Annotated in this window: 21 protein-coding genes, 2 pseudogenes and 1 other annotated feature; of the genes and pseudogenes, 6 read left to right on the plus strand and 17 right to left on the minus strand. The window is 38.1% G+C overall.

Translation table 11 applies throughout. From position 1 onward, the window contains the following. Nucleotides 1–308 precede the first annotated feature (308 nt). The 3 genes from croR (at nucleotide 309) to serS (ending at nucleotide 3,750) form a co-directional block, all read left to right on the plus strand. Nucleotides 309–998 (plus strand): response regulator transcription factor CroR, encoded by a 690-nt coding sequence (croR, locus tag EM4838_RS14125; protein WP_010734587.1) that lies wholly within the window; start codon nucleotides 309–311, stop codon nucleotides 996–998. Next, nucleotides 985–2,190 carry a sensor histidine kinase gene (locus EM4838_RS14130; RefSeq protein ID WP_176285327.1) on the plus strand — a complete coding sequence of 402 codons (1,206 nt, stop codon included), beginning with the start codon at nucleotides 985–987 and terminating at the stop codon, nucleotides 2,188–2,190. The genes croR and EM4838_RS14130 overlap by 14 nt, the downstream gene beginning before the upstream one ends. 25 nt (nucleotides 2,191–2,215) lie before the next feature. Beyond that, nucleotides 2,216–2,428: a binding site (T-box leader), on the plus strand. Between the two features lie 50 nt (nucleotides 2,429–2,478). Beyond that, the gene (serS, locus tag EM4838_RS14135; RefSeq protein WP_074801145.1) at nucleotides 2,479–3,750 is read left to right on the plus strand and encodes a serine--tRNA ligase; all 1,272 of its coding nucleotides are present in this window, start codon (nucleotides 2,479–2,481) and stop codon (nucleotides 3,748–3,750) included. 69 nt (nucleotides 3,751–3,819) lie between these two features. On the opposite strand, the gene guaB is transcribed toward serS, so the two are convergent. The 10 genes and pseudogenes from guaB to EM4838_RS14185 all read right to left on the minus strand — a co-directional run bounded on the left by guaB (nucleotide 3,820) and on the right by EM4838_RS14185 (nucleotide 12,629). Then, nucleotides 3,820–5,304 carry an IMP dehydrogenase gene (gene guaB / locus EM4838_RS14140; protein WP_010734584.1) on the minus strand — a complete coding sequence of 495 codons (1,485 nt, stop codon included), beginning with the start codon at nucleotides 5,302–5,304 and terminating at the stop codon, nucleotides 3,820–3,822. A gap of 277 nt (nucleotides 5,305–5,581) precedes the next feature. After that, nucleotides 5,582–5,920, minus strand: coding sequence for a hypothetical protein (locus EM4838_RS14145; RefSeq protein ID WP_071868063.1), 339 nt, complete (start codon nucleotides 5,918–5,920; stop codon nucleotides 5,582–5,584). A 230-nt stretch (nucleotides 5,921–6,150) separates the two neighbouring features. After that, on the minus strand, nucleotides 6,151–6,846 hold the full coding sequence (locus EM4838_RS14150) for a DUF1129 domain-containing protein (protein WP_019722878.1): 696 nt from the start codon (nucleotides 6,844–6,846) through the stop codon (nucleotides 6,151–6,153). A gap of 80 nt (nucleotides 6,847–6,926) precedes the next feature. Continuing rightward, nucleotides 6,927–8,027 (minus strand): redox-regulated ATPase YchF, encoded by a 1,101-nt coding sequence (gene ychF / locus EM4838_RS14155; protein ID WP_010734581.1) that lies wholly within the window; start codon nucleotides 8,025–8,027, stop codon nucleotides 6,927–6,929. A gap of 8 nt (nucleotides 8,028–8,035) precedes the next feature. After that, entirely contained in the window at nucleotides 8,036–8,227 is a 192-nt protein-coding gene (locus EM4838_RS14160; RefSeq protein ID WP_010734580.1) for a DUF951 domain-containing protein, read from the minus strand. An 18-nt stretch (nucleotides 8,228–8,245) separates the two neighbouring features. Further along, entirely contained in the window at nucleotides 8,246–9,136 is an 891-nt protein-coding gene (locus EM4838_RS14165) for a ParB/RepB/Spo0J family partition protein (RefSeq protein WP_010734579.1), read from the minus strand. Next, nucleotides 9,123–9,890 (minus strand): ParA family protein, encoded by a 768-nt coding sequence (locus tag EM4838_RS14170; RefSeq protein ID WP_010734578.1) that lies wholly within the window; start codon nucleotides 9,888–9,890, stop codon nucleotides 9,123–9,125. The genes EM4838_RS14165 and EM4838_RS14170 overlap by 14 nt, the downstream gene beginning before the upstream one ends. Nucleotides 9,891–9,901: 11 nt before the next feature. Then, nucleotides 9,902–10,615 (minus strand): 16S rRNA (guanine(527)-N(7))-methyltransferase RsmG, encoded by a 714-nt coding sequence (gene rsmG / locus EM4838_RS14175; protein ID WP_071868065.1) that lies wholly within the window; start codon nucleotides 10,613–10,615, stop codon nucleotides 9,902–9,904. A gap of 286 nt (nucleotides 10,616–10,901) precedes the next feature. Then, nucleotides 10,902–12,114 (minus strand): annotated as a pseudogene (locus EM4838_RS14180) (Tle-like phospholipase domain-containing protein). Next, nucleotides 12,114–12,629, minus strand: a complete 516-nt coding sequence (locus tag EM4838_RS14185) for a hypothetical protein (protein WP_071867657.1) — start codon at nucleotides 12,627–12,629, stop codon at nucleotides 12,114–12,116. The pseudogene EM4838_RS14180 and the gene EM4838_RS14185 overlap by 1 nt, the downstream one beginning before the upstream one ends. 275 nt (nucleotides 12,630–12,904) lie before the next feature. On the opposite strand from EM4838_RS14185, the gene EM4838_RS14190 reads away from it, so the two are divergent. Continuing rightward, nucleotides 12,905–13,429, plus strand: a complete 525-nt coding sequence (locus EM4838_RS14190; protein WP_071867659.1) for a VanZ family protein — start codon at nucleotides 12,905–12,907, stop codon at nucleotides 13,427–13,429. Nucleotides 13,430–13,659: 230 nt separating this feature from the next. Here the strand turns inward: EM4838_RS14190 and EM4838_RS14195 are convergent, their stop codons facing one another. Next, complete coding sequence (locus EM4838_RS14195) at nucleotides 13,660–14,646, minus strand: Abi family protein (protein ID WP_233433743.1); 987 nt, start codon at nucleotides 14,644–14,646, stop codon at nucleotides 13,660–13,662. Between the two features lie 208 nt (nucleotides 14,647–14,854). Between EM4838_RS14195 and EM4838_RS14200 the strand changes: the two are divergent. Further along, nucleotides 14,855–15,122: pseudogene (locus EM4838_RS14200) on the plus strand (tyrosine-type recombinase/integrase); the annotation flags it as partial. Between the two features lie 76 nt (nucleotides 15,123–15,198). On the opposite strand, the gene mnmG reads toward EM4838_RS14200, so the two are convergent. Continuing rightward, the gene (mnmG, locus tag EM4838_RS14205) at nucleotides 15,199–17,094 is read right to left on the minus strand and encodes a tRNA uridine-5-carboxymethylaminomethyl(34) synthesis enzyme MnmG (RefSeq protein ID WP_071867656.1); all 1,896 of its coding nucleotides are present in this window, start codon (nucleotides 17,092–17,094) and stop codon (nucleotides 15,199–15,201) included. Between the two features lie 14 nt (nucleotides 17,095–17,108). Continuing rightward, nucleotides 17,109–18,506, minus strand: a complete 1,398-nt coding sequence (mnmE, locus tag EM4838_RS14210) for a tRNA uridine-5-carboxymethylaminomethyl(34) synthesis GTPase MnmE (protein WP_010734568.1) — start codon at nucleotides 18,504–18,506, stop codon at nucleotides 17,109–17,111. A gap of 339 nt (nucleotides 18,507–18,845) precedes the next feature. Here mnmE and EM4838_RS14215 point away from each other — a divergent pair, with 339 nt between their 5' ends. Beyond that, entirely contained in the window at nucleotides 18,846–19,184 is a 339-nt protein-coding gene (locus EM4838_RS14215) for a heavy metal-binding domain-containing protein (RefSeq protein WP_010734567.1), read from the plus strand. Between the two features lie 161 nt (nucleotides 19,185–19,345). Here the strand turns inward: EM4838_RS14215 and jag are convergent, their stop codons facing one another. The 4 genes from jag to rpmH form a co-directional block, all read right to left on the minus strand. Continuing rightward, nucleotides 19,346–20,089 (minus strand): RNA-binding cell elongation regulator Jag/EloR, encoded by a 744-nt coding sequence (gene jag, locus EM4838_RS14220; protein ID WP_071867655.1) that lies wholly within the window; start codon nucleotides 20,087–20,089, stop codon nucleotides 19,346–19,348. A gap of 14 nt (nucleotides 20,090–20,103) precedes the next feature. Next, nucleotides 20,104–20,925, minus strand: a complete 822-nt coding sequence (locus EM4838_RS14225) for a YidC/Oxa1 family membrane protein insertase (protein ID WP_010734565.1) — start codon at nucleotides 20,923–20,925, stop codon at nucleotides 20,104–20,106. Beyond that, nucleotides 20,922–21,278, minus strand: a complete 357-nt coding sequence (rnpA, locus tag EM4838_RS14230; protein WP_010734564.1) for a ribonuclease P protein component — start codon at nucleotides 21,276–21,278, stop codon at nucleotides 20,922–20,924. The genes EM4838_RS14225 and rnpA overlap by 4 nt, the downstream gene beginning before the upstream one ends. Nucleotides 21,279–21,396: 118 nt before the next feature. Continuing rightward, nucleotides 21,397–21,531, minus strand: a complete 135-nt coding sequence (gene rpmH, locus EM4838_RS14235) for a 50S ribosomal protein L34 (RefSeq protein ID WP_002293121.1) — start codon at nucleotides 21,529–21,531, stop codon at nucleotides 21,397–21,399. Nucleotides 21,532–21,550: the final 19 nt, after the last annotated feature.

Genomic DNA, 21,550 nt, shown 5'->3' on the forward strand with positions numbered 1-21,550 from the left:
TTTACGTGTTTTTTCTCCTATTTAAACTAGTTTCACTATGATAATGTTCATCTTTTCATTTGTTTGATCAAATTTCTTTTTTCTTACTATTATTGTGTAAGTGTTCTCAATTTATTACTTCGTTTAAATGATGTTTCTCCTTGATTTAAATCACTTTCTATTTTTGACTCCTCTTTTATCTTAGATTTCCCCCCTTCTCCCCCCTCTTCTTCTAAAATTTTCCTTAACAAAGCGCTGCTTTTATCTATTTATCTTTTTTTTTGCTAAAATATTAAGAGTAAACACATTAATCGATGGAGGATCTATTTATGAAAATATTAATCGCAGATGACGACAAGGAAATTGTTGAATTACTTAGTATCTACGTACACAATGAAGGCTACGAAGCAGTAAAAGCCTATGATGGAAAAGAAGCATTATCAAAAGTACGAACAATCCCTGATATTGAATTACTTATTCTAGACATCATGATGCCTGAAATGGATGGCATGCAAGTGGTCAAAGAATTAAGAAAAGAATCACAAATCCCTATCATTATGTTAACAGCGAAAACGACTGATATGGATAAAATCAAAGGGTTAGTTGCTGGTGCAGATGATTATGTGACGAAACCATTTAATCCTCTTGAGGTAATGGCTCGTGTAAAATCTTTGTTACGTCGCACAAAAATGCAAGTGACGCCGGATCAACCGGATGTCCTAGAAGTAAATGCCTTGATCATCAATAAAGACTCACATGAAGTCAAAACAATCGATGGAAAAGAAATCCAACTGACTGCCTTAGAATTTGGTATTCTATATCTTCTTGCAAGTCATCCTAACCATGTATTCAGTGCAGATGAAATCTTTGAGCGTGTCTGGAAACAAGAAAGTATTGTCTCTGCTAAAACAGTAATGGTTCATGTTAGTCATTTAAGAGACAAGATCGAAGAAGCAACAGGTGGAGAAAAAGTCATTCAAACCGTTTGGGGAGTGGGCTATAAAATTGATGCAAGATAAAAAAGTGATCGAAAAACGACGCCGGATCAATCTGACATCTAAAGAAATCAGTGAATTATTAGCAGAAGGAATCATTACGATCATCCTTCTGCTTCTATTGAATGTAGCGATGTTGGTCATTATCAGTTCGATCATCAGTAGTTCACCTTCTTTGACAAATGCTATTTGGGATTCTAAAAATATTTTTGCCCAGCGTTTAGATAGTGATTTGTTTTGGAATGGTCGAAACTTTATTTTTCCTGTTTTCTTTCTATTAGATGTTGGTGTATTATACTGGCGATTGATTCGTCGCTACCGACAAATGCAATTACGACATATCATTAGCGAATTGCATTATATCGCTAATGGCAATTATGACCATCGTATCCCTTTCGAATTAAGTGGCGATCTTAGTCGTGTAGTCAAAAGTATCAATGGCTTAGTGGATAGTACGGTGGCGGCGATTGAAGATGAACGTAAAATTGAAAAATCAAAAGACGAACTGATTACAAACGTCAGTCATGATATTCGCACACCTTTAACATCAATTATTGGCTATTTAGGTCTTATTGAAGATGGTCAGTACCAAACAGAAGAAGATCTGTTGAAATATACCCATACTGCTTATGTCAAAGCGAAACAAATGAAATCATTGGTAGAAGATCTGTTCGAGTATACCAAGGTACGTCAGCCGGCGGTTCCTGTGAATTTTTCTGCATTTGATTTGATCCAATTGATTGAACAATTAGCAGCTGATTTTGAACTAGAAGCTTCTAAAAAGGATATCCAAATTTTTGTTGAATCTCCAATCAATTCACTGATCATGGATGGTGATACCGAAAAGTTAGTTCGCGTATTCAATAATTTATTAACGAATGCCCTAAAATATGGCAAAGGAGCTACTAAAATCATCATTGAAATTGAACAACTTGGTTCAGAAGTCATAGTTGTTGTCAAAAACAATGGTACCATGATTCCCCAACAAGCCATTGACAATCTATTTGATCGATTTTACCGCGTGGAAGAATCCCGTTCACAAGAAACTGGCGGAACAGGGCTTGGTCTAGCCATTGCACAAAGTATCGTAGCATTACATGGTGGCTATATCTATGCGAAGTCAGATCAAGATTGGACGTCTTTTATCATGCATTTCCCGCTTAAAAAAAATGAAAAGTTAGTCGGCAATCTGACAGAACATATTGACGGAAACTAAATTTTTCGCTATTCTTAGGATACAAATAAAAGAAAACAGTGAACCCAGTACATTTTATTTTTTTCAAGAGAGCTGATGGTTGGTGCAAATCAGTAAAAAATAATTTCGAAGTTCCAGTTCACCTATTGTGCCTTTCGAAATAAGAAAGGTCGGTAACAGCCGTTATCTGTTTACAAGTGCAGTCTCAGTAGACTGAACTTGGGTGGTACCGCGAAACTCAAACCAGTTCGTCCCAAGATATTTCTTTGGATGAGCTGGTTTTTTTTATACAAAAAAGGAGGAAAAGAAATGTTAGATATTAAAATGATCCGTCAAAATGTTGATTATGTACAAGAAAAATTAACGTCACGTGGCGTTAAAAAAGAAATCTTAGCGGAGTTTGTGGAGTTAGATGAATCTCGTAGAAAATTGTTGGTTGAAAGTGAAGAATTGAAAAAATATCGTAATGATGTATCTGCTGAAATTGCCCAATTAAAGCGTAATAAAGAAGATGCAACTGCGAAGATCGCTGAAATGAAAGAAGTCGGTGGGAAAATCAAAGCACTAGATGAAGAAGTTGCACAAGTTGATGAAAAATTACAACAAATCGCTACAACTCTCCCAAATTTGCCTCATGACACTGTGCCGGTGGGTAAAGATGAAGAGGATAACGTGGAAGCTCGTCGTTGGAGTGAACCTCGTCAATTTGCTTTTGAACCAAAACCTCACTGGGAAATTGCTGAAAATCTAGGTATTCTTGATTTTGAACGTGGGGCAAAAGTATCAGGAAGCCGCTTTGTTTACTATAAAGGATTAGGTGCTCGCTTAGAACGTGCCCTTTATAATTTTATGTTAGATCAACACGTCTATGAACATGGCTATACTGAAATGATGACACCTTATGCTGTCAACAGCCAAGCCATGTTTGGTACTGGTCAATTTCCTAAATTTAAAGAAGATGTTTTCCAATTAGCTGATACAGATTTAACCTTGATCCCAACAGCCGAAGTTCCTTTAACAAACTACTACAGCAATGAAATCTTAGCAAAAGAAGATTTACCTGTTTACTTCACTGCACTTAGCCCAGCATTCCGTTCAGAAGCAGGTAGTGCCGGTCGTGATACTCGTGGATTGATTCGTCTTCATCAGTTCAATAAAGTAGAAATGGTGAAATTCGCTGATGCAGAACATTCATATGAAGAACTTGAAAAAATGACCGCTGACGCAGAGGACATTTTGAAGAAACTACATTTACCTTACCGTGTTATGACATTATCAACTGGAGATATGGGCTTCTCAGCAGCGAAAACGTACGATTTAGAAGTATGGATCCCTGCACAAGATACGTATCGTGAAATCAGTTCTTGCTCAAACTGTGAAGATTTCCAAGCGCGCCGTGCGATGATCCGTTACCGAGATGCTGATGGAAAAATCCATTATGCACATACATTAAATGGTTCTGGTTTAGCAGTTGGCCGTACGGTTGCTGCCATCCTTGAAAACTATCAAAATGAAGATGGTTCAGTCACAGTTCCAGAAGTACTCGTGCCTTACATGGGGAACCTAAAAGTAATCAAATAAACAATAAAGCAGCTAAGTGATTCGTTGGCACGAATTGCTTAGCTGCTTTTTTATGATCAAAAAGTTTGATTATGATTCTACAGAATAGTTTGGTGCTTCTTTCGTAATTTGTACATCATGCGGATGAGATTCTTTCAGCCCACTGCCACTCATTTGAATGAACTGTGCATCATCTCTTAATTGTTTTAGGTTTGCTGATCCAACATAACCCATCCCTGATTTTAAACCACCAATCATTTGGAAGAGAATGTCTGCCACGCTTCCTTTGTACGCTACGCGGCCTTCAATACCTTCTGGCACTAACTTATTGGCTTCATTCGTGCCACCTTGGAAGTAACGGTCTTTTGAGCCTTTTTCCATGGCGCCTAATGAGCCCATTCCACGGTACGTCTTGAAACGACGACCTTGATAGATTTCAAATTCACCTGGAGATTCATCAGTACCTGCCAACATACTACCTAACATGACCGCATGTCCACCCGCTGCTAAAGCTTTGACGATATCACCAGAATATTTAATCCCACCATCTGCAATAATGGTTTTTCCATATTGGCGTGCAACTGAAGCTGCATCGTAAATAGCTGTTAATTGAGGAACACCCACACCAGCAACCACACGTGTCGTACAAATCGAACCTGGTCCGATACCTACTTTCACCACGTCAACACCTACATCGTATAAAGCTTTTGTTGCTTCTGCTGTTGCTACATTACCAGCAATCAATGTTGCATCTTTAAATGTGGTACGAATTTCTTGGATTTTACGGATCACACCTGCGCTATGTCCATGCGCCGTATCAATGACAATGGCATCTGCGCCAGCATCAAGTAAAGCTTGTGCACGTTCAAATGTGTCGCTAGTGACACCAACTGCGGCAGCTACCAACAAACGACCATGTTCATCTTTTGCTGCATTTGGAAACTCGATCACTTTTTCGATATCTTTGATCGTGATCAAACCACTTAATCGGCCTGCATCATCAACGATCGGTAGTTTTTCGATTTTATGTTGTTGTAAGATTTTTTCTGCATCTTTTAGAGAAGTGCCTACTGGGGCTGTTACTAAGTTTTCTTTTGTCATGACTTCACTGATTTCGATATGGAAGTCTGTAACAAAACGCATATCACGGTTTGTAATGATTCCTACTAATTTGCGGTTTTCCAATGTTTCAACGATTGGCACACCACTGATACGGTATCTGCTCATCAATTCTTCAGCGTCTGCGACCAAGTGTTGTGGTGTCAAGAAGAATGGGTCAATGATTACGCCACTTTCAGAACGTTTCACTTTACGTACTTCATCTGCTTGTTCGCTGATTGTCATGTTTTTATGGATGACACCTAGGCCACCCTGTCTTGCCATAGCAATCGCCATTTTGCTGTCAGTAACTGTATCCATACTTGCACTGATGATAGGAATATTCAATTTGATATTTTTTGCTAATTGTACACTCATATCCACTTCGTTTGGTAACACGTGACTTTCTGCTGGTATCAATAAGACATCATCAAAAGTAAATCCTTTTTTCGTGAACTTTGTTTCCCAGTTGGACATTTTTAGTACCACTCCTCTTGTTTAGTTTATCTACTAAAATAATCGATTTTCTTTTGTAAGTCAACAACTTCTACTAATCCCTTGTTTTTTCTAAGGAACTACTCAGTGAATCCTAAAAAAAGAGCGTACTAGTATAATGAAGCGTCTCCTAATATTTGATCAAAATCAAATGTTAGTTAGCGCTTTCGTCTTACACTGCACGTTCTTTTTTCTTACTCAATATTTTTACTAAACTGAAACGAGTACACTTCAAGAAAGAAAAGATGCGATTCACTTTTTAAACATTTGCTTCGATCGATTCTTTGATCTTTTCAATCTCATTCAAATAATATAGTTTATAGGGAATGCTTAAGCCTTTTTTCTTCGTCTCTTCGTCAAGATACTTTTCATCGACATCTGTATACACAAATAAATCAGCAGTTAGTGTCTCCGGCTTTCTTGTATTATAGCTAATGAAATCCAGCTCGATTTCTGGCCCTAAAACAGACCGCATTTCTTTTTGAAACTTTCTTCCATGCCCAAGAATAAATTGTCCAGTTTTGATTCCGGCATAACCAAACAGAGGCACTCCGTCAGCATTGATAGTAAATATCCATTTGACTTTTTTCATATTCATTCACCCCTCCTCGTTTAACTATCTTGCTCCACATGTTTTTTAATATCAGTGATTGTCTCTTTTCTTTGATAGTAACACTATTTTTTATAATAATAAAAAATAATCTTTCAATCTCATGATTGCCTTTGTGAGATGGATAGAAGATAAAAAAAAGAATGTGCCAGCATGACGCTGCACATTCTTTTTTTATTTATCTTCTCGTAAGTCACATAATTTCTAGGTCCAATGAACTATCTTCTTGGAACAGAAAGACTCCCAACGATGCCATATTTTTTCTTTAAGTAGTAACGCAACGCAAGAGCCGCTGCACCGATGATGATGATCACCACTGGATCTAATAATGGGTTAACAATTGGTGGCAATAAGGTTGTTGCTGAAAAAGCAATGACCCAGATCAATGTCGTTCCACCTAGAATCAACAAGGTTTTACCCATTCCTGGTTTTTTACTGCGATCAGCACCTGGATACTCGTACTGGTAAATATACTTGTACATCAAGTAAAAGACCCATCCACCAATAGCTGAACCTAGTACAAGTGTGGTGATTCCATAAGCAGGCGTTGTTTCACGTGAAAACAATCCAGTGATTGCGATCATGACACTCAATAATCCCAGTAAGAGCAATGTATTGTCCAACCACATCAACGTTGGCGTCGAAGAAGTTTTTACTTCGACCGGTTTATTGATGATTGCTTCTGTTCTTTCAGATACCGTTCCAAATAATTGGCGGGCTGTTTTCCCACCTTTTTGTTCGGATACTAAAACGGGTAACATCTCATGCAAAGCCGTTACTTTTTCTTCTTCTGATAAATTCGCTGCTTCTAGCGACTTCTTTAAGTCAAAAATATATTGTTGATTACGTTTTGTTAGTTGTTCTTCTAACTGCGCATTTTCTTTTACGATTTCGCGTAACTGTTCTGCTTCCATTATTTTACAGTCCTCCTTAGACGCTGACGGTTGTCACAAAAGACATTTTAACATATCACATACACCGTATGATAGCCTTTTTATACATTAAAACGGAATAACATAACGTCGCCATCTTGAACGACATAGTCTTTCCCTTCTAATCGTACACGTCCTGCTTCTTTCGCTGCGTGCATCGTTCCGTATTGGTCTAAATCTTCAAATGAGACTGTTTCTGCACGGATAAAGCCACGTTCAAAATCGGTATGGATGATTCCTGCAGCTTGTGGCGCTTTGATTCCTTTTTTGAACGTCCACGCACGAACTTCTTGTTCACCTGCTGTAAAGTATGTTGCTAATCCTAATAGGTCATACGCCGCACGAATCAATTGATCCAACCCTGACTCTTCAATGCCTAATGCTTCAAGAAACTCTGCTTTATCTTCGTCGTCCAGCTCAGCAATTTCTTCTTCTGCTCTGGCGCTAACGACAATAACTTCTGCGTTTTCTTCTGCAGCAAAATTGCGGACTGCTTGAACATATTCATTCGCATCTGCATTTGCTACTTCATCTTCTGCCACATTCGCAACATACAAGATCGGTTTAGTTGTTAACAAGAATAAAGATTTAACGATTTTTTGTTCTTCTTCTGTAAATTCGATCGAACGTGCTGAACGTCCATCTTCTAATACTGGTTTGATTTTCTCCAACACCGCTAATTCAGCGACTGCATCTTTATCTTTTGTTTTTGCAATTTTTGCCACACGTGTATAGCGCTTCGTCACTGACTCTAAATCTGCTAAGACAAGCTCTAAATTGATCGTATCAATATCTGCTAAAGGATCGACGCGTCCTTCTACGTGTGTGATGTTGTCATCATCAAAACAACGAACGACATGACAGATTGCATCTACTTGGCGAATATGACTTAAAAATTGGTTTCCTAATCCTTCACCTTTACTTGCACCCTTAACGATTCCAGCAATGTCTGTAAATTCAAAGGTTGTTGGTACAGTTTTCTTTGGTTTTACTAATTCTGTTAAACGTTGTAAACGCCAATCAGGTACTTCAACCATTCCAATATTTGGATCAATAGTCGCAAAAGGATAGTTGGCAGCCTCTGCTCCCGCCTTTGTAATTGCATTGAACAAAGTTGATTTTCCTACGTTGGGTAAACCCACAATTCCAGCAGTTAATGCCATAAATTCATTCACTCTTTCTCTACATTTTTTTCAAGTACTTTTTTCATTTTTTTCTCAAATTCTCGACGGGTCATCATCACGATATGACCGCAATTCATACATTTGATTTTGATATCAGCGCCCATTCGGATGATTTCCCAACGGTTCGTTTGACAAGCATGAGGTTTTTTCATTTCTACGATATCATGTAAGTCGTACATAACATAGCCTCCCTCTGTTTATTCTTCATCAAATTGAATATTTAGAATATCAAGAATTCTAGTTAAATCATTTTGTGAAAGATATTCGATTTCGATTTTACCTTTCCCATTCTTTTCTTGGATGGCGACACTTGTTCCAAATTTATCCATCAAGCGATCTTCACTCTCACGGATATAATACGGTTTTTCCTTCGCTAAACGTGGAATTTTTTTCTTTTCTTGCCCATCATTTTGATTCAGCTCGGAAACGATCTGCTCTAATTGTCGAACCGTTAGATTTTCTGTGACGACACGATTGGCTAATTTTAATATCAATTGTTTATTTTTTAATCCAAGTAACGTACGAGCTTGTCCCATAGATAATCGTTGATCTTGGACCATTTCTTTCACTAAATCAGGCAATGTCAATAAACGCAAATAGTTTGCGATATAAGGACGACTTTTCCCTAAACGACTTGCGACTTCAGCTTGTGTCAACTTTAAGTTCTTCATCAACATCTCATAAGCTTCTGCTTCTTCTAAAGGATTCAAGTCTTCACGTTGTAAGTTTTCTAAAACTGCAACTTGCATCATCGCTTCTTCGTCGAAATCCCTGACAATTGCAGGAATTGTTTCTTTGCCAGCTAACTTAGACGCTCGGAAACGACGTTCACCTGCGATGATCTCATACCCTTTCACCGACGAACGACGAACAATGATCGGTTGAAAGACACCGGAGTACTCGATCGAGTTCGCTAATTCTTGCAATGATACTTCTTCAAATGTTTTACGTGGTTGATACGGATTAGGACGCAATTCGTTTAGTGGCAACTGAATAACAGTTTCATCTTTCACGTTGACTGTTTCTAAATTTTCCAAATCTTGAAACAGCGCGTCGATTCCCCGACCTAGTCCTTTACTTTTCTTCACGATCGACCACTTCCTTTGCTAATGCTTGATACACTTCAGCGCCTCTGGAACGCGGATCATAATCAATGATAGGTTTTCCATGACTTGGTGCTTCTGACAAACGAATGTTTCGAGGAATCACTGTGTCATACACTTTTTCACGGAAATACTTCCGTACTTCTTCTACCACTTCATTCCCTAGATTCGTTCGAGCGTCATACATCGTCAATAATACCCCTTCGATTTCCAATTCAGGGTTGAAGTGTTTTTGTACCAAGCGAACAGTATTCAGTAGTTGACTTAACCCTTCTAACGCATAGTACTCACACTGCACAGGGATTAAAATCGAATCACTTGCAGTAAATGAGTTGATGGTTAGATGACCTAAAGATGGCGGGCAATCAATTAAAATGTAGTCATACTGATCGTTGACTTCAGCCAGTGAACTTTTTAAACGTGATTCTCTTGCCATCATTGAGGTTAATTCAATCTCCGCTCCCGCTAATTGAAGAGTGGCAGGCACAATACTCAAGTTTTCATGTTCAGTAGCAATTGTCGCTTCAGCAATTGGTAACTCATTGACTAATACATCATAAATATCTTGTGTCACATCAGGTTTACGAATGCCTACTCCGCTAGTGGCATTTCCTTGTGCATCCATATCTACTAGCAACACTTGTTTACCTAAACTTGCTAAACAAGCACCTAGATTTACAGTTGTCGTTGTTTTACCAACGCCGCCTTTTTGATTTGCAACGGATATAATTTGTGCCATCTCTTCTCCTCCTACTTGATTGGTTGCTTATTCGGCAACCCAGGTTTTCTTGGATACTTCTTCGGTGTTGGTTTCTTTTTCTGTATGATCAGAATGTGGCGTTTGTCCGAGATTTTAGGTAGTTCGATTGCTTGCTCACCAATAAATTTACCACCTAATTGCGCAATCGCTGGTTTCGCTTCTGCCAATTCTTCTTCACTTTTCGCAGCTTTCAGTGCATAGAAATAACCCTCTTGTTTCACTAATGGTAAACACAGTTCCGTCAATACATTCAAACGTGCCACTGCACGAGCAGTCACAAAATCAAATGATGCACGGAATTGCGGATTTTGTCCAAATGTTTCTGCACGATCATGGTAAAGAGACGCATCGATTTCTAATTGATTCGTTAACTCAGTTAAAAAAGTGATTCGCTTATTCAAGGAATCAACAATCGTTATTTGTAACTCAGGAAAAGCAATTTTTAAAGGAATACTTGGGAACCCAGCTCCTGAGCCGACGTCACATAAAGTCAGGCCATTTGAAAAATCAACATCAAATGCCAACGTCAATGAATCATAAAAGTGTTTTAAGTAAACTTCTTCTCGATCAGTGATCGCCGTCAAATTCATTTTTTCATTCCACTCCACTAATAAATGAAAATAACGGTCAAACTGCGCCATTTGCTTATCCGATAAATGAATGTCTTTTTCTGCCAAGACTTGGCGAAATTCTTCTGGTGTCATAATTTGTCCTTTCATTGTGAAACAGCTAATTGTTTCACAGAATCTCTTCCTACTTTAACGCAAAATGAGTCGAGTTGCAATCTTTCTATATATAAATTTAAAGGAGGTTATGCCAAATTTGGAAGTATGTAAATCCTACTTCTAAAATAAAAAAATAATCAACCCCCGGACAACACAAAAAGAGTGTTCTGCCCATTGCTCACACTCCTTTATTTTCTATTATTTAGTTAGACAACAGTCACTTCTCAATTGGGCTTTTATCGATCGTTCACTTTTATAGCAAGTGTTAGAACAATTGATTCGCTAATTCTTTGTCACGTGCCACCATTTCATTGATTTTTTGGGTAATTTCATCGGCGAGTGTTTGAAACTGTTCTGACATCTGATCAATTTGGCGGATCTTATCTCTAAATTCCTGTGTCGGTTCATCGACGATCTCCCATTTCGTACAACCAACTTCGGCTAATGTTTCAATCACCTCGTTATAGGTCAAATGGGGCGTATAATTACGTATTCTCCCCAACCAGTCATTCCATAAGTCTTCCAACTCGGTGATCCCGTTTTGGTAAATCACACGAACATTTCCCATTGCCTCATCAAATTTACTTGCTACTGTCTGTACTACAGTTAATGCTTGGCTATCCTCTAAATAAATTTTTTCTGACCGAGAAAGTCCGTCGCCACTTGCAGTCAGCTTCTGCCGTAACTCTTTTAATGTCAAGAATTCTTTGATTTGAACCTTTACCATCTACGTATACAATGATCTGGCCATGCTTATCGATATAATTTCCCTCTTCATCTGTTCTGAATTGATCCAGCGAATGTCCAAATGTTTCCCAGCCCGAATTGTCGATTCCAAAACTATTGATTGGAAGCATCCCTTTCCCACCAGTGAAAAGCCCACTCGTGACGACATCCGAAGTGTCGTAGATATTGATCAGGGTACCGTTGTGATTATCAAATAATGCTTGTGCAAGCCCTGGTCCGGCCGCGCCGTACGTCACACTGTCATAACCATTGAGCCCTGCGACAAAAAGAGCTTTAGCGCCACCTAATGAGTGCCCTGTCGTTGAGATCGTATAGCCAGCTGATTTGGGATACTGCTTTTCAATTTCACGGGCATAGTTTAAAGCGGAGACAAATGCGCCATCTGGATGTTTATTACTTCGACCAATTTCCTCAAGGTTAGTATGCCAATCTTTGAGCGAAGTCGTGCCAGCATAGGCAATCGTCAGGTTTTTGGTGATGACGGAGTCGGGGAAGCCATTGACTTTCTTTAGCTCTTCATCATCAAATGTCTTATACCGATCCTTAAGTTCAGCAACAACCATTGCCTGCGTACTGTTTTTCTTTGGTTTAGATTCATTACCTATTTTATCTTTATCTGTATTTAAAGTTCCTATAACGATATGGTTTGTTCCAAGAGGTTTATCGCCATAATTTACCTTGCCACTTTCTAATTGATATATAAATTCAGATAAGTATCTATTTTGATCCATTAATTTATTCCTCCTGTATAATAAACAATTTGATCATCTGAGATATCAATCCCTTTTTCTTCCTTTCTTTCATTAATAAAATAAGGTCCTTGACCTCTGCCACTAGTTATTCTGTAAATAAACTTATCTGTTTCTGCAGATCTTGTGTTTAACAATACTTCTTCTTGATAAACATCATTAACTGTGAAATAGATGACTAATGAATTCATCGGACTAACCGAATATCCAGTAAATTCTATCTTCTCAATATCCGAATACTCTCTGATACTCAACATTTTTTCTAAATATTCTTCCGTTGTTATTCCTTCTTCTTTTTGATATTCTTCTACGATTTCCTTTTGTTTCTCACTATCTCTCGTATAAATTCGATAGTTATTGTACACATAATTCGCCAGATCTTTCTGTATTTCCAGCAATTCTTGGTGATCTTCTTCCCTTTTATCCATATGCATCTTCCCTCCGACTCCTCCTAAAATAATGATTACTAACACACCTAACCAATGCCGTTTTTTCATAGATCCTCCTTTCAGTTAGCTACTATTTTTGTCAATGCTTCACAATAAGATACGTATACTTCATTTTATTCTGCGATCACATTTCAATATCAAGTTATTTTATGTATACTTATAGAGAGAAAGACAAGTGTTGTGACGTATGTTCATCTATACAGCTCATCTCAATTTATTATAACAAAAATAAGGAGGTTTTTTAGATCGAAATAAAAATAAAATTGTTATTTTTTAAATTTTTAATGCTACTTTCTTGCCTACTTTTTTCTCGATGGTTTTTCATGCGTTATCTCTATTATTATTCTATTACGCTTTTTCCACCATCTGGCCCTGTCGACTTCTGGTTTCCTTTCTTCTTAGTGATAATCATTACGTTATTCCTTTATGTCAGTCTTCACTGTGCTTTCACAAGAAACATTTATTGGGAATGGCTGATCTTTTTTTCTTTACTCTACATCACCTTTCTCATTTATTTACTTTTCTTAAAAAATATCGGGATACGAGGTGTAGAATTTCAATTATTTTCATGGGTGAAGGATTTGATTTATGGTGATCCAATGATTGTTCTGTTTAATATTTTATTGTTTCTACCTCTAGGCTGGTTTTTACCATTAAGTTGGAAGAATACTATCTTAGTCATTTCATCTGTCATAGGCATTGAATGGATTCAATATTTCTTTTACCTAGGCATCTTTGATTTAGGGGATGTTTTTGTAAATACTTGTGGGTTTCTTATTGGTGCATGTATAAATAGGTGGCTGATCAGTCGATGGGATATTCAGGTTTCTTCTTTTTTACATAAGTGATTTACTCTATGTTCTTGCTAATGAAAAAACAGCCGACGAATTAATCATTCGTCAGCTGTTTTTTTATTTAGTGCTTTATTTAAGCAGATATTTCCACTTTCACGATTTTGCCTAGGTCAAACAAAAAAGCCGGACGCATCCGACTTTTTTAGGTGCATACCGAAGTAATACACCGCTATTTAGTATACTCATGATACCACGAGCAATATACAGAGTAAAGCAAAAAAATTCTAACCATTTGAAATATACTCTTTTAGCCCCGCTATTTTCTTTCTAGCATCTGTTCCTAGTATTTCACTGTAGGCTTTCATTGGAATAGAGGCATATAGAAGTTCTCTCTTTTTATCAAACTGTGATACCACACGGCTCAGTTCTGTTTTTGTTGTATATTGCTTCTTCATTAAAAATATAAGCAACACTAAAAAATCTACTATGCTTTCAAAATCAATGTTTTTAATCCCTGTAGAATTTTCTAAATATTTTATAAGTTGAGAAGAAAAGTTGCTGTTGTTAAATCTGCAATCAAAAATCATAGAATTATGCATTGTTGCATTTCTAATACCTGTTAAACAGAAAATTATATTTTCTAACATTCTACCATTCTGATTAAAACCAGTATGATGCATATTCATATCTTGAGTAAATTCAATTCTATATGAAATATTCATACAAGAGATAAAATTTCCAAACTCACCCATAGTTATTACTTCAAAGTATGCCCATAATGGAAGTGGTTTACTGCTATGGAAAAAATGCTGAATACATGGATGTCCTTTAGAGTAGTTATACGCAATAGTACTGTCTATTTTGTTACGTAACTCCAATTTTTTATTTAAATATTTTTTATATTCTTTATTCCCTACAGGTTTTGCCTCATAATCATTTAATTTATTTTGATAAATACTTTCCATATCAGAATTGTTATCCTTAACTAAATAATCAATTAAACGATTTTTTAATGAGGTTTCAATTCGTACTAGTAATGGATAAAATATCGTTTTTACTTCTATATCAAAATCATAGATAGCTTTCACTTCCTGAAAATTATTATAATTTTGTAAATTAGAACTCTTTTTTATGTATCTACTCGCCTTGTAGCCATGATAATATCCCATGTTTAATAGTGCTTGTTTCTCAGTGCTTCCATTGATCTCTACTCCATGTGAATTTCTAATATGTCTCATTAAACCATCAGTACTTTTTCCTTTTTCTACCACTCACTACAACTCCTTTAGATTTAAATTGTTAGAATATTATAGCATTCGGCTTTACTCCTTTACAATGTAGTCATGTCATCATTGGTCAGTTAGCACCTGTATTGTAAAATTATCCATCATTATTTTTTTATTTATTAAGGCGTATCTGAAAACTCATAAAAATACACCCAATTAGCTCATTCACAGTTAATAGAAATGTGAATATGCAATAAAAGCTAACAAAAAAAGGAACTTCCACTACAAAGGTTACCTTGATAAAGTAGCTAGGAAGTTCCTTAAATATGAAAATAATCAAAGTCCACGGTTTTAGAAAGACCCATGCTACCTTGCTCTTTGAGGCTGGTGCACAGATAAAAGATGTACAAGATAGACTAGGACATTCTTCTTCTAAAACAACCATGGACATCTATATTCAAGTATCGAAAAATCGGCAAGAAGAAACGATTAATTTGTTCTTTTCTTACATGAACGGTTGAGAAACGTAGTCAAAAACGTAGTCAGTTGGTATTTAAAGGATTCGTTTATTCACACAAATCCTTTAGTACCAAGGTTCTACACTTCCACTTTCGCAATCTTCCCTTGTTCGATGTAGACCATCAAGATGCTTAGGTCTGCTGGATTGACACCGCTGATGCGGCTTGCTTGTGCGATGGTTTCTGGACGGATTTTTTGAAGCTTTTGTTTTGCTTCCGTTGCTAATCCGTTGATCGCAGCGTAGTCAATGTTTTCTGGGATGCGTTTGGCTTCCATCCGTTTTAGTTTTTCTACTTTTTCTAATGCTTTTTTGATGTATCCTTCGTATTTTAGTTGAATTTCAACTTGTTCGATTTCTTTACGTGTTAACTCCGCATTTTCTGGAATAAATCGTAATAGATCGGCATAGGTGATTTCTGGACGACGCAAGAAATCACTTGCTAGCACACCATCTTTTAATGGTGCAGCATTTAATTCTGCTAAAAAGGCTTGGACTTCTGCTGTCGGTTTGATACGAACGTTCATCAAACGTTTGATTTCTTGTTCAACTGCTGCTTTCTTTTTCAAGTAAGCAGCGTATTGATCTTCTTTTACTAAACCGATCTGGTGACCCATTTCCGTTAAACGTAGATCAGCATTATCATGACGAAGAAGTAAACGATATTCTGCCCGGGATGTCAGTAAGCGATAAGGTTCATTCGTTCCTTTTGTGACTAAATCATCGATCATGACACCGATATAGCCGTCACTACGTTTGATGACTAATGGCTCTTTTCCTTGAACCTTCAACGCTGCATTGATTCCTGCAATCAGCCCTTGTCCCGCTGCTTCTTCATATCCACTTGTCCCATTGGTTTGACCGGCCGTATAAAGATTTTCTACGACTTTCGTTTCTAATGTTGGACGCAACTGGTGTGGTTCGACCACATCGTACTCAATGGCATAGCCCGTACGCATCATTTCTGCTTTTTCTAATCCAGCAATCGAATGCAACATATCCACTTGGACGTCTTCTGGAAGTGAAGTTGAAAGCCCTTGAACATACACTTCTTCTGTATTCAATCCTTCTGGTTCTAAAAAGAGTTGATGACGTGGTTTGTCTGCAAAACGGACGATTTTGTCTTCAATTGAAGGACAGTAACGTGCGCCGACGCCTTCAACGATTCCTGTAAACATTGGTGCGCGGTGAAGATTATCACGAATGATTTGATGGGTCGTTTCACCTGTATAAGTCAACCAACAAGGTTCTTGTTCTAAGTTATAGGCACTGTCCGGTGTGGCAAAGCTAAAATGATTTGGCTCCTTGTCTCCCGGTTGTTCTTCTGTGACAGAGTAATCGATCGTACTTGATTTCACACGTGGAGGCGTTCCGGTTTTAAAACGATCAATGGCAAAACCTAATTCTTTTAAGTGATTGGCTAAACCAATTGATGGTTGTGAGTTATTCGGACCAGACGAATATTTTAATTCACCGATAATAATCTCACCACGTAATGCGGTACCCGCAGTGATAACGACTGCTTTTGAACGATAACTTGCACCAGTTGAAGTCACTACACCACGACAAACCCCATCTTCAACGATCAATTCTTCAACGATTCCTTGTCTTAATGTCAAATTCTCTTCTTTTTCAATCGTATGTTTCATTTCACTGGCGTAGGCATGCTTATCTGCTTGCGCACGTAACGCTCGAACAGCAGGTCCCTTCCCAGTGTTCAACATTCTCATTTGAATGTATGTCTTATCAATATTTTTACCCATTTCGCCGCCTAGTGCATCAATTTCACGTACGACAACGCCTTTGGCTGGACCACCGACGGAAGGGTTACATGGCATAAATGCTACCATATCTAAATTGATCGTTAACAGTAACGTTTTTGTCCCCATGCGTGCAGCAGCCAAAGCGGCTTCTGAACCAGCATGTCCTGCACCGACAACGATCACATCATATTCTTCTGCTTGATATTGATTCAAGAACTGTTCCTCCTTTATTTTCCAAGACAAAATTGACTAAACAATTGTGTGATCAATTCATCTTGAACACTATCTCCTACAACTTCACCAAGGTAATCCCAGCAGCGAGTCATATCCATTTGAACGAGATCAACAGGCATACCCGCATCGATTCCTGCGATCACTTCTTGTAAAGAGATGGCCGCTTTTTCGAGCAAGGCAATATGACGGGTATTGGATACATAAGTTGCATCTCTTTCACCAGTTTGCCCACCAAAGAACAACTCAGAGATGGCCGTTTCTAATCGGTCCAATCCTTCATTATTGGCAACCGAAACAGCGAATACTGGTTCATCCTCGATCAATGATAAAAGCTTGTCTTCCTCTAATTGTTTCGGTAAATCAGTTTTATTCAATAGAATAATCCGTTTCAATCCTTTTGTTGCTTCCAACAACTGTTCATCTTCAATCGTCAGCGGCTCGCTTTGATTCAAGACAAGTAAGATCAATTCAGATTCTGCCAAGGCTTTACGACTACGAGCCACACCGATTTGTTCCACGATATCTTCTGTTTCCCGAATACCAGCTGTGTCGATTAGTTTCAACGGTACGCCACGAACATTGACGTATTCTTCAATCACATCTCTTGTCGTTCCCGCAATATCCGTTACGATGGCTTTTTCTTCTCGTAATAAATGGTTCAGTAAGCTTGATTTCCCAACATTGGGGCGACCAATAATCGCCGTACTTAACCCTTCTCGCAAGACCTTGCCTTGTTGTGATGTCGCTAAAAGAACTTCAATACGTTGTTGGATCATCTGCGCTTTTTCTAATAGAAGTTTTGTCGTCAATTCTTCAACATCATCATATTCAGGGTAGTCGATATTCACTTCCACTTGTGCTAATGTCTCTAAAATCTCTTGTCGAAGGGAACGGATCAATGCAGACAGATTCCCATCTAATTGGTTCAACGCGACACCCATCGCCTTGTCTGTTTTCGCACGGATCAGATCCATGACTGCTTCAGCTTGGGATAAATCAACACGTCCATTTAGAAAGGCACGCTTTGTAAATTCTCCTGGCTCTGCTAAACGTGCGCCTTCTCTTAATAGAAGCTGTAAAATTTGATTGACGACAACGATGCCCCCATGACAATTGATTTCTACAACATCTTCTCGGGTAAATGTTCGTGGTGCGCGCATGACGGATACCATGACTTCATCGACTAATTGTTCACTTTTGGGATCGACGATATGCCCATAGTGAATCGTATGACTAGGAACATCTAACAACTGTTTATTGCCACTTTGATAGACTTTATTGGCAATGGTCAGCGCTTGATCACCGCTTAATCGCACAATACTTATCGCCCCTTCACCCGGTGGTGTAGAGATTGCTGCAATCGTATCAAATTCTAAGGTTATTTCAGCCATTTTTTCACTTCCTTTTTCATTTTACGCACAAAAAAAGTGCCCACTTCACCCTTTGCAATAAATGGTGAACTTCGCACTTTGACTGCTTGTTCTGTTTAAATTCTGGTCATAGACTATCATATCTAATTCTAGTAATCAAGCTTTTTTGTTTATTTTTAAGAGAGTAACGAATCATTCTTAAACTTTTTCTGCACAGGTGCCTTTTGACTGGATGTCCCATCAGATAACACTCTATAGAAGTAAATCTACTCTTATACCTTTATCTTTGTGGCAAAAAACGTTACACTTAAATGGTAGCGGTACCTACATACTTTTTCTTTACCGAAAGGAGCAAAAATTATGGCCCAATTTAAGCCTAGTGCAGTAGACGGAGTAGATGATCCACGAATCAATGAAGTGGTGTTATCGACAGGGAATATCAATCAAAAATATATCGTCAGAGATATCGTATTTGTCGCAGAATGTATCGAAGGGGACTTATTCGACCCTACATTCAATAGTGATGACATGTTCTTGACAACAAAACAAAAATTAAAAAAGAAAGTGCTAGATTATGGCGCAAATGCAGTCATCAATTGTCACTTTGAATATCAACAAAAACCCCGAGATGGCAAACAGATCATCGAACTTTTTGCTTACGGTACCGTGATCCAATTTGTCCAGACAACGATTGGCTAATCACAAAAAAACGTGCAGAGCTTTCGCCCTGCACGTTTTTTCTACCAAAGTAAAGACTACCATCGTATACTCCGATAAGAATGATTTCTAATAAAATATACTTTGTTTGGAAAAGTTTGTCAATCTGATCGCAAGATTTTGGGTTCTTCTCTTCGTAATCGCTATTTGGCTGGTTCGACAACTAAGTAACGATATGGTTCATCACCTTCTGAGTGGGTTTGTACTCCGTCATGTTTACTTAACGCCGCGTGAATTTGTTTGCGTTCAAACGCAGGCATCGGTTCTAAAAATACAGGCTGTCCTGTACGCAAGACTTTTTCTGCGGTGCGCTCAGCTAAACGTTGGATGATCTCTTGTCGTTTTTCACGATAGTTGCCTACGTTTACCACGACAGAGAGTTTATTACCGGCTACTCGATGAATGAACACTTGCGCCAAATATTGCAAAGCATTTAACGTTTTTCCATGTTTGCCGATCAACAGACCTTGTTTATCCGTTTCTAAATGGAAGACGATCAAATTCGCTTCTCTTGTCATTTTTACTACAGCTGGTGCATTTAGTTGCTGGGAGATCTCAGTGAGATAGGTTGCTAATTCCGATAAAGCTGCGTCGTCACCTAATTCACTTTTTTCTTCAATCAAGTCCTCAGGTTCGATTTCACCCGTATTTTCTGTTTGAACAGATGTTTCTTCCAACACTTCTTCTACGGTTTCTTCAATCGTTTCAGAGACAACTTCGCTGATATTCGGTTCGATTGAAAGTTTGGCATTTCTTTTTCCCATTCCGAGAAATCCTTTTTTTCCTTCATCAAGTATCTCAATAGCGACTTGCTCTTTTGCTAGTCCTAACTCATTCAATCCAATTTCAACAGCTTCATCTACGGTTGCAGCTTCATAAATCGGCATTTGCATTCCCTCCCTTATTTTTTACGTTTTTTCTTAGGACTTTGTGCCTTACGCAAAGCACGTTCTTTTTCACGGATACGTTGTGCTTCTTCTTCACGCTCACGTTTGATTTTAAATGGATTATTGATCAATAGTGTTTGGAACACTTGGAAAGCATTTGATACTACCCAGTATAGTGAAAGTCCACTGGCTAAATTGACCCCCATAACTAAGATCATCACTGGCATCGCAAAATTCATGACTTTCAATGAAGCATTCGATTCCACTTGGCTCATGCTTGATAAATACGTACTTGCAAATGTAAAGATGGCAGCCAACACTGGTAAAATAAAGGTTGGGTCAGCGTTCCCTAGGTTCAACCATAAGAAGTGACCTTGACTCAACGCAGGAACACGAGAAATTGATTGCCATAAAGCCATTAAGATTGGCATTTGTACTAATAAAGGCAAACAACCTGCATATGGATTTACACCATTTTCAGCATATAACCGTTGTTGTGCTTCTCTTAACTTACTTTGTGTTTCAGGATCTTTTGAACTATATTCTTGTTGGATCGCTTTTAGTTTTGGTTGAAGTTCTTGGGTCTTACGCATACTTTTTGTTTGGAAATGCATTAATGGTAATAAAATTACGCGAATGATGATCGTGAATAAAATGATCCCGATCCCAACATTTCCAAATGACAATGCTTTAATCGCTTCTGCAAAATAATAAACAATGTAGCGATCCCAAATTCCTGTACTTTGTGCGCTGACTTCTCCAGTTCCACAACCGGATAAGACGATGATCAGACCGACAAGTCCGGCCATCAAAAGTAAACGTTTGTATTTCTTCACTTACTCTTTTCCTCTCTGTCGATTATTTTTGCAAGCTTTAAGACATGGACTAAGTTGGAGCGAATCTCATCGTAAGTCAGTCCTTTGATGCTTGGTCTAGCAATCACAATAAAATCTAATTCCGGCTCGATCTCTTCTTTCAATGAATAGATCGCCGCACGGATTTTTCGTTTTACTTCATTGCGACATACAGCGTTTCCGACTTTCTTACCTACAGATAAGCCAACACGAAAATGCGGTTGTTCCTTCTTTTCTAAACGGTACACGACAAACTTACGGTTAGCAAAGGAAGCGCCGGTTTGAAACACCGCTTGGAACTCTCGTTCTTTTTTCACTCGATACGCTTTTTTCATTCGTTTTCTTTCCTTTTCTATCTCTCACTTACGCTCCCAATCATACCATATTTCCTATAAGTCTTTCACCTTTTCCTCTAAAAAAGGGCATAAAAAAAACCACTGTAACCCCAGTGGTCTAAGCTGAAAGAACTTTTCTTCCTTTACGACGACGGCTAGCTAAAACACGACGTCCATTTTTAGTACTCATACGTTTACGGAATCCGTGAACTTTTTGACGTTTACGTTTATTTGGTTGGTATGTTCTTTTCATCTTGTTCCACCTCCAGAAA

It is taken from the genome of Enterococcus mundtii, assembly GCF_002813755.1.
Lineage (GTDB): Bacteria > Bacillota > Bacilli > Lactobacillales > Enterococcaceae > Enterococcus_B > Enterococcus_B mundtii.

Excerpts from the sequence above, each read along its gene's own strand:
- EM4838_RS14190 (WP_071867659.1), top strand. The coding sequence starts at position 12,905 with ATGCGTTATCTCTATTATTATTCTATTACGCTTTTTCCACCATCTGGC.
- rpmH (WP_002293121.1), bottom strand. The coding sequence starts at position 21,531 with ATGAAAAGAACATACCAACCAAATAAACGTAAACGTCAAAAAGTTCAC.
- EM4838_RS14160 (WP_010734580.1), bottom strand. The coding sequence starts at position 8,227 with ATGTACGACTTACATGATATCGTAGAAATGAAAAAACCTCATGCTTGT.
- croR (WP_010734587.1), top strand. The coding sequence starts at position 309 with ATGAAAATATTAATCGCAGATGACGACAAGGAAATTGTTGAATTACTT.
- serS (WP_074801145.1), top strand. The coding sequence starts at position 2,479 with ATGTTAGATATTAAAATGATCCGTCAAAATGTTGATTATGTACAAGAA.
- EM4838_RS14215 (WP_010734567.1), top strand. The coding sequence starts at position 18,846 with ATGGCCCAATTTAAGCCTAGTGCAGTAGACGGAGTAGATGATCCACGA.
- mnmE (WP_010734568.1), bottom strand. The coding sequence starts at position 18,506 with ATGGCTGAAATAACCTTAGAATTTGATACGATTGCAGCAATCTCTACA.
- rnpA (WP_010734564.1), bottom strand. The coding sequence starts at position 21,278 with ATGAAAAAAGCGTATCGAGTGAAAAAAGAACGAGAGTTCCAAGCGGTG.
- EM4838_RS14170 (WP_010734578.1), bottom strand. The coding sequence starts at position 9,890 with ATGGCACAAATTATATCCGTTGCAAATCAAAAAGGCGGCGTTGGTAAA.
- ychF (WP_010734581.1), bottom strand. The coding sequence starts at position 8,027 with ATGGCATTAACTGCTGGAATTGTGGGTTTACCCAACGTAGGAAAATCA.
- EM4838_RS14150 (WP_019722878.1), bottom strand. The coding sequence starts at position 6,846 with ATGGAAGCAGAACAGTTACGCGAAATCGTAAAAGAAAATGCGCAGTTA.
- guaB (WP_010734584.1), bottom strand. The coding sequence starts at position 5,304 with ATGTCCAACTGGGAAACAAAGTTCACGAAAAAAGGATTTACTTTTGAT.
- EM4838_RS14185 (WP_071867657.1), bottom strand. The coding sequence starts at position 12,629 with ATGAAAAAACGGCATTGGTTAGGTGTGTTAGTAATCATTATTTTAGGA.
- EM4838_RS14145 (WP_071868063.1), bottom strand. The coding sequence starts at position 5,920 with ATGAATATGAAAAAAGTCAAATGGATATTTACTATCAATGCTGACGGA.
- jag (WP_071867655.1), bottom strand. The coding sequence starts at position 20,089 with ATGCCGATTTATGAAGCTGCAACCGTAGATGAAGCTGTTGAAATTGGA.
- rsmG (WP_071868065.1), bottom strand. The coding sequence starts at position 10,615 with ATGACACCAGAAGAATTTCGCCAAGTCTTGGCAGAAAAAGACATTCAT.